Source organism: Psychroserpens sp. XS_ASV72 (assembly GCF_041224425.1).
Lineage (GTDB): Bacteria > Bacteroidota > Bacteroidia > Flavobacteriales > Flavobacteriaceae > Psychroserpens.
In genome coordinates this window covers 1-6,053 of record NZ_JBGFGL010000021.1, presented here as the reverse complement: position 1 = coordinate 6,053, position 6,053 = coordinate 1, and the positions used below count along the sequence as shown (strand labels likewise).

Annotated in this window: 8 protein-coding genes; all 8 read right to left on the bottom strand. The window is 33.0% G+C overall.

The window, feature by feature from the left end:
* Window positions 1-273 (bottom strand): hypothetical protein (locus AB9K26_RS00105; protein WP_369970524.1); only part of this gene is annotated, 273 nt, incomplete at its 3' end.
* Window positions 274-483: 210 nt separating this feature from the next.
* Window positions 484-942, bottom strand: coding sequence for a hypothetical protein (locus AB9K26_RS00100; protein WP_369970523.1), 459 nt, complete (start codon window positions 940-942; stop codon window positions 484-486).
* A 617-nt stretch (window positions 943-1,559) separates the two neighbouring features.
* On the bottom strand, window positions 1,560-2,285 hold the full coding sequence (locus AB9K26_RS00095) for a hypothetical protein (RefSeq protein ID WP_369970522.1): 726 nt from the start codon (window positions 2,283-2,285) through the stop codon (window positions 1,560-1,562).
* 150 nt (window positions 2,286-2,435) lie between these two features.
* The gene (locus tag AB9K26_RS00090; RefSeq protein ID WP_369970521.1) at window positions 2,436-2,822 is read right to left on the bottom strand and encodes a mannose-1-phosphate guanylyltransferase; all 387 of its coding nucleotides are present in this window, start codon (window positions 2,820-2,822) and stop codon (window positions 2,436-2,438) included.
* Window positions 2,819-3,094, bottom strand: coding sequence for a CPCC family cysteine-rich protein (locus AB9K26_RS00085; RefSeq protein ID WP_369970520.1), 276 nt, complete (start codon window positions 3,092-3,094; stop codon window positions 2,819-2,821). Before AB9K26_RS00085 ends, AB9K26_RS00090 begins: the two co-directional genes overlap by 4 nt.
* 217 nt (window positions 3,095-3,311) lie before the next feature.
* Window positions 3,312-4,271, bottom strand: coding sequence for a hypothetical protein (locus AB9K26_RS00080; protein WP_369970519.1), 960 nt, complete (start codon window positions 4,269-4,271; stop codon window positions 3,312-3,314).
* A gap of 2 nt (window positions 4,272-4,273) precedes the next feature.
* Window positions 4,274-5,233, bottom strand: a complete 960-nt coding sequence (locus AB9K26_RS00075; RefSeq protein WP_369970518.1) for a DGQHR domain-containing protein — start codon at window positions 5,231-5,233, stop codon at window positions 4,274-4,276.
* A gap of 239 nt (window positions 5,234-5,472) precedes the next feature.
* Window positions 5,473-5,841: a hypothetical protein gene (locus AB9K26_RS00070; RefSeq protein WP_369970517.1), complete on the bottom strand. Its 369-nt coding sequence runs from the start codon at window positions 5,839-5,841 to the stop codon at window positions 5,473-5,475.
* Window positions 5,842-6,053: the final 212 nt, after the last annotated feature.

The following is a 6,053-nucleotide window of genomic DNA, read 5'->3' as shown; positions in this document are numbered from 1 at the left end:
ACTATAAATGTGCTTTCCGTAATCTTTGTAATATTCAGAATCAGAAAACCAAAATTCCATTAATGATGAAAGTGGAATTTCTGTCTTATCTGAAAGATTTGTTACAGTAACTTCTACAACTCCAAATTCGCAAACAAAAGTGATTTTCCAACTGTTATTTTGAAAAACGACTCTCCAATCATAATTGATTTCTTTCAAATCAAAGTCGTGTTTTTCTCCGAATGATAAAAATGCTGATTTAACTTGTTCAGGGAATTCTGGATAGCTGTTCATTTATCAAATTATGGCTAACGTGTTCGTGTATGGTTTGTACGGAATTCAGCCGAACGCTTTGCGTTTCGGATGAGCCAGCTTGACTGGCGAAAATTCCGTTGGAAAAGAGCGTAAGGCTGAGCTAGCGAACTGTTCCATGAAATAAATATAGTTAATTAAAGTGAGAATTTTTCCGCTGGAAAAATTTGAGAGTATAAACTATACACGTTGTTAGGTGCTGGTCTTTTTTCGTTCGTATTGTTTAATTTTTGTAAATGCTTTATGTCTGAATTTTTGACTGTACAATTTATTCTCAATCAAATAATTCAGCTTATTTTTCAAATCAGAGTCGATTTCAGATTCATTTAGCCACTCAATTCCTAATTCTGCCCAATAAGTCGAAATTCCAAAACTCAATTGCATTATTTTCGTTGCTAATTCCGATAATTTACTATCAGCTTTTAAATCAGATTTTTTGATTTTTTCATTCAGATATGATTCAAAATCCGCTCTTGTCATTTTGAGTATCGGTAGAATTCCAATTCCACCGCCTTCATCGATCGATTTTAATCCTTCGGCTGTGTCGGCAAACCAATTTCCGTCATTATCCACTCCAGCAAAATATCCGCTATTTTTTATGTCAAAAATAGGTGTCCATTCGATATATTTTCCGTCTTTTGTTTTTTTCATGTCAGTTTTTCGACTTGCACCTAACGAGTTTGTGTAAGGATTCGTTGCGATTGGTTTTGGTTAAAGTTAAATAAAAATGCGCAACATTTTCTTGCCTTCAAATTTTTCCGTTGGAAAAATGCAGAAGCAATGAGCTTTACACGTTGTTACCTACTGTAGCACAGCCAGAACTTTAGATTGAGAACAGAAGATAGCTGAGCATCCCAACGCAACCGAATCAGAATGCCAACCAGATTTTGGCTGAGAAGCGCAAGAATCCGCCAGTTTCGATAAGAGGAAACGACCATTTGGCATTTAGGTTGCTCTTTTTGGATTTATAAAAGGATAATTCCGCTTAAAGATTAAACCTTTCTGAAATCGTTCCAATTCAGTAACTACAGAATGGAGTGGAAGTGGGATTTTCGTTTTTGTGCTATTGTTGGTAACGTGTTCGTGTATGGTTTGCGCGGATTGGGCCGAAGCTGTTTTGGCTTCGGATGAGCCACTCGTGGCGAAAAATCCGCTGGAGGAAAACAGCAAGGCTCTGGCTTGCAAGTTTTCCGATTAATTTAATGTTTGTTTAAAAGTAGGAAATTTTCATTTAGTTAACCAACATAGCATTAACTATACACGTTGTTCTATGCTGTATGAATTTCATTGTTTTTTATTTCAGCAACAAGTTTTTCAAAGAAAAGCAAAACAGTTTCTATAAACTCTTTGTTGAGTTTCTTAGAAACTATTTTTATCTCATAAACTTTATTTGCTTCTAGTTTTGGGTGTATTTCTTCCCACATTATTCCCAAATTTTCGTTCTTATTGATGATTTCAATAATCTCCTTATCCTTGACTGTAAAGTCTCCATTATTGTGAATAATTTGATTTCTAATTTTTCTCATATTACTTAGAAAACTCCATTCCGGATTCAATTTATTGAAATCCAGATTGTAAATCTTTTTTATGTAGAGTTTTCCTTTGTCTAAGTCATTACTCCCTTTTAAATCAGCAATTCCAAAAGGAAGATTATTTATTCTTTGAAGATTGTTGCATAACCATTTTAAATATACCTCAAGCATTGAATATGTTTGTACTATTGCAGAGTATCTAATTCTATTAGGAAATTCATGTTCAAACCTAAATAGATCTGATTCAAGCTCAAGTTCCAATTGTTCCATAGCAACATTCCATTCTAACTTATCTTCTATTTTATCAACTTCATCATATTTTTCATCAATTTCTTTTTGAACTGATGATATGTGAGTTTCCATAAAGTCATGCAAAGCAATATAGTTTTCGAATTGAACTTCGAGAAATGCCTTTAAAAATTCAAAAGTGTGGTCTAATTTTTCTTTAGGCTTTTTCTTCATATTGCATAGAACGTGTTCGTGTATGGCTAGTTGTGTGATTCGTTTAGTAAGATAGCAAAAAAACGGAATAGGAGTAGAGTGGAATTCGCCAGAATTCCGCGAGGGTTCTTTAACAGACTATTAGCTATACACGTTGTTGTGGCACGTTTATTAATTCACTTTTTTGTTTTCCAAATCAGCAAACTTCTGTTTATCAGTTGGTTTAATATCTGTTAATTCGAATTGATTCTTGTCTAATTTGTTAGACTCTACTTGACTTAAATAAAGGTCAACTACATTTCGGTCAATCATTATTTTTCCTCCGCCTGCCCAATGTCGATCCTCTCCATTTTTCTTAACTCCAGAAATCCAATATTCGTCTCCATTTTCTATATCATAATAATTTCCAGATATTCCACGAGCATTTGAGTTTTTGAGTGCTTTTCCATTAAAGTATACTGTTCTTCCAGTTTTAGAAAATTCAGCCATTCCAATCCAAGCTGGACCATTGTCTCCAAATCCAGTTTTTAATTCTATATATTTTAATTCTGACTTCATAAATTATTCCATTCAGGATTTAGAATGTCATTGATATCTACTTTCCGAGTATTGGAGATCATTGATTCTTCACAAGCTCCAAACTTGATGTAATTTTCCCTAGCTTGGGTCAATGAAACTCTATTTGCTCCTCCAACAAAATTTTCATCTTCAAATGCCATTGGGTCATCTTCCCAAAAACAAATTGGACAAATTGAATAGTTCAATCTGTCTTTAGAATCAAATGTGTTGTATCCACAACAAGGACAATATTCATTCAATTTAGATTTCATCGGATTTCTTAAATGTGCTACAACGTGTTCGTGTATGGATTGCGCGGAATTTCAGCCGAGCGCTTTGCGCTGGGATGAGCCGGTCTGCGACTGGCGAAAATTCCGTTTGGGAAAAAGCGCGACAGCGAGCTGTCTGTGCTTTTTCAGTTTGTTGTTTGGATTAAAAGTAAGAAAAATTCTTCTTCTTAACCATCTGCCGCGTTAGCTATACACGTTGTTAGGCAACGTTAATAATTTTTGAATATCCTGAATTCAAATAAGATTTGCCTTCTGAACAACGATAATGCATATCTTTACATATTGTATTTCCTAATCCGATTATAAATTGACACGTATTGCTGAATCTAGCAAGTTCATTTCCAACATGATTTTTCAAATCAATATCCATAACATCTGATCTCCATAAATTAATGTTCCTTTTTAAGGAATCTAATTTGGCTTTTGGAATGCCATATGGATGCCAAACGCCATATTTATGTTTATAATTAAAGTCATTACGCATTCTAGATAACCAACTATGATTATTTGAACCTACATAGTCCAAATTATAAATTAGTTCATCTAATTTTACTGTAATATCTTGTACTTCACTAGTTGTATTTAGATTGAGCATTTCAAGATTTAATTCTTTAATTTTCTCTCCAAATAATTTCCATAGTGTTACGTGAGATCCGCCAGATTGATTCACGTTTTGTTTTTTACAATTTAAAGAATTATTGCTGTTTCCATATTCTATTAAGTAGTAACCATTCTCAATATTAACGCCATTTAAATTGCCATAAATGTTTGCAACATTACGTACTGATGCTATTGTTGTTCCATCTAATTGTGTTAATGAATAACCCAATAAGCGCAAAATCAAATGAGCTGAATAAAATGCAGAGTAATATTGTTTTATTAAAATCCAACAAATTGATTTTGGTAGTATTTCAAGATTATCTACTTTCAAAATACTCTCAAGTGCAGATGTTGAAAATCTATTGCAATCTTGTGATATGGGATTAAGAAATAAACTACGATCATATACATTTAATATGAATTCATCAGATGCTACGGGTGAATTTATTTGGTAATCATTTGCATCTTTTATCCAATCATTTAAATTTTTAGAATTGTTTACTACTATGTTATTTAAACCATTTGCCCAAAAAGGACGAAAAGCATCATCTATGTACATAATTATAAGGTAAAGTCAGTTTTCATACATTCAATCAAATAGTTTGCTAAATCTTTGTAACTACTTCCTGGGCTAGTAATTTTAGTAACTTTCAATTTTGAAAATAATGGACTTAAAATTTCTGAAAATGCATCTTGATTATAGTTAGAATATCTGTCTTTTGTTCTCTGAGCAACATGTGGAAATATTGCTATTACTGATCTAAAAACTGTTGAATTTGTAATAGATCCATCTATGTCAAGACTTCTCATTCCTTTCATAAAAGCTGATATATATGAATTACAAATTTCAAATATTTCGTCAGCATCTTTATTTCCAAAGTTTTTTGTTATTGGTTTAAACGAAGAGTTAAATGTAACTCTCGAAATTTTATTTCTGGACTTTTTAGCCGGACTTGTCAATCCTAGTAATGCACTTTTGGTTTCTGAATGAAACAAATCAAAAATTTCACGAAGTAGTTGTTCTTGATCAGTTTCATATTCAGCAAGATTTTTAATGTCAAACAAAAGTTCATTAGGTACTGGTTTTTGTTGAGTATTTATATCAATAAATATTCTTGATTCATCTCTTCTATTTAGTCCATTATAAATCACTACAGGAACTCTGACAGAAGAGTTCGCTTTAGAAAAACCATAAACTCTATGTTGACCATCTAATACTAAAAATGCTTTAGGATGTTCCTTGAACTTTACAGTTTTTCCTCTACCAATAATCTCTAATTCAGCTTCAGGCTGTGCAGATAATATAATTGCCGTAGGTATCGTACCCATTCCATTATCTATATAATCTGCAATACTCTGCGCCCTTTTTTCATCCAATAATCTTTGGAATCCATCAACGGGATTATCATCCCTTGTTGACACAAAACAAGTTTTGGCAAGTATTTCCGATGGAATAGTTAAAGTATAAAATCTATGATCTCCTTGAGAGACTAAACTTATGGAATATTTATGTTCTGTCATTGTTATTATTTTTTTATAATGTTGCCTAACGTGTTCGTGTAAGGTTTGTTGCGGAATTTCAGCCGAGCGCTTTGCGTTTGGGTGAGCCAGTCTGTGACTGGCGAAAATTCCGTTGGAAAAAAAGCGAGAGGCTAAGCTAACGAATTGATTCCTGAACTAAATATAGTTAAATAATGCGAGAATTTTTCCGATGGAAAAATTTGTAGCAATTGACCTTACACGTTGTTAGCAATAGTATGTTATTGTTCGGTAATCTTTATCATTTCAATTGAGTAGGATTCATTTCGACATAAAATTTTGTTGCCATTGACTTGAACTATTTCAATAAATTCAACCTCACCAATTTTATGTTCAAACCATTTTTCACTTACCTTGATGTATTCCATTTTGTATTTACAATCAGACAGCCATGTAATCTTGCTGACTATTTCCATATCACTTTCAGAATAATAATCAGATTGGATTGAATCGTTTCTAACCGAGATTATTTCACTCCAGCTAACATCAGAGTATTTAAACTTTCCAGTTTTAAAATCAGAACAGTTTTTTTCTTGAGCAGAAATTTTAATTGAATGAAATATAATTAATACAAGCAGTACCTTTTTCATATTGTTGCTAACTTGTTCGTGTATGGTTTGTGCGGAATTTCAGCCGAGCGCTTTGCGCTGGGATGAGCCAGTCTGCGACTGGCGAAAATTCCGTTGGAGAAAAAGCGCGACGGCTGAGCGGTCATGGTTTTTCAGTTTTGTTGATTGGATTAAAAGTAAGAAAAAATCTTCTGCTTAACCGACTGTACGCATTAACTATACACGTTGTTGTG

Coding starts and splice junctions, on each gene's coding strand:
- AB9K26_RS00070 (WP_369970517.1), bottom strand. CDS start 5,841: ATGAAAAAGGTACTGCTTGTATTAATTATATTTCATTCAATTAAAATT.
- AB9K26_RS00080 (WP_369970519.1), bottom strand. CDS start 4,271: ATGTACATAGATGATGCTTTTCGTCCTTTTTGGGCAAATGGTTTAAAT.
- AB9K26_RS00075 (WP_369970518.1), bottom strand. CDS start 5,233: ATGACAGAACATAAATATTCCATAAGTTTAGTCTCTCAAGGAGATCAT.
- AB9K26_RS00090 (WP_369970521.1), bottom strand. CDS start 2,822: ATGAAGTCAGAATTAAAATATATAGAATTAAAAACTGGATTTGGAGAC.
- AB9K26_RS00085 (WP_369970520.1), bottom strand. CDS start 3,094: ATGAAATCTAAATTGAATGAATATTGTCCTTGTTGTGGATACAACACA.
- AB9K26_RS00100 (WP_369970523.1), bottom strand. CDS start 942: ATGAAAAAAACAAAAGACGGAAAATATATCGAATGGACACCTATTTTT.
- AB9K26_RS00095 (WP_369970522.1), bottom strand. CDS start 2,285: ATGAAGAAAAAGCCTAAAGAAAAATTAGACCACACTTTTGAATTTTTA.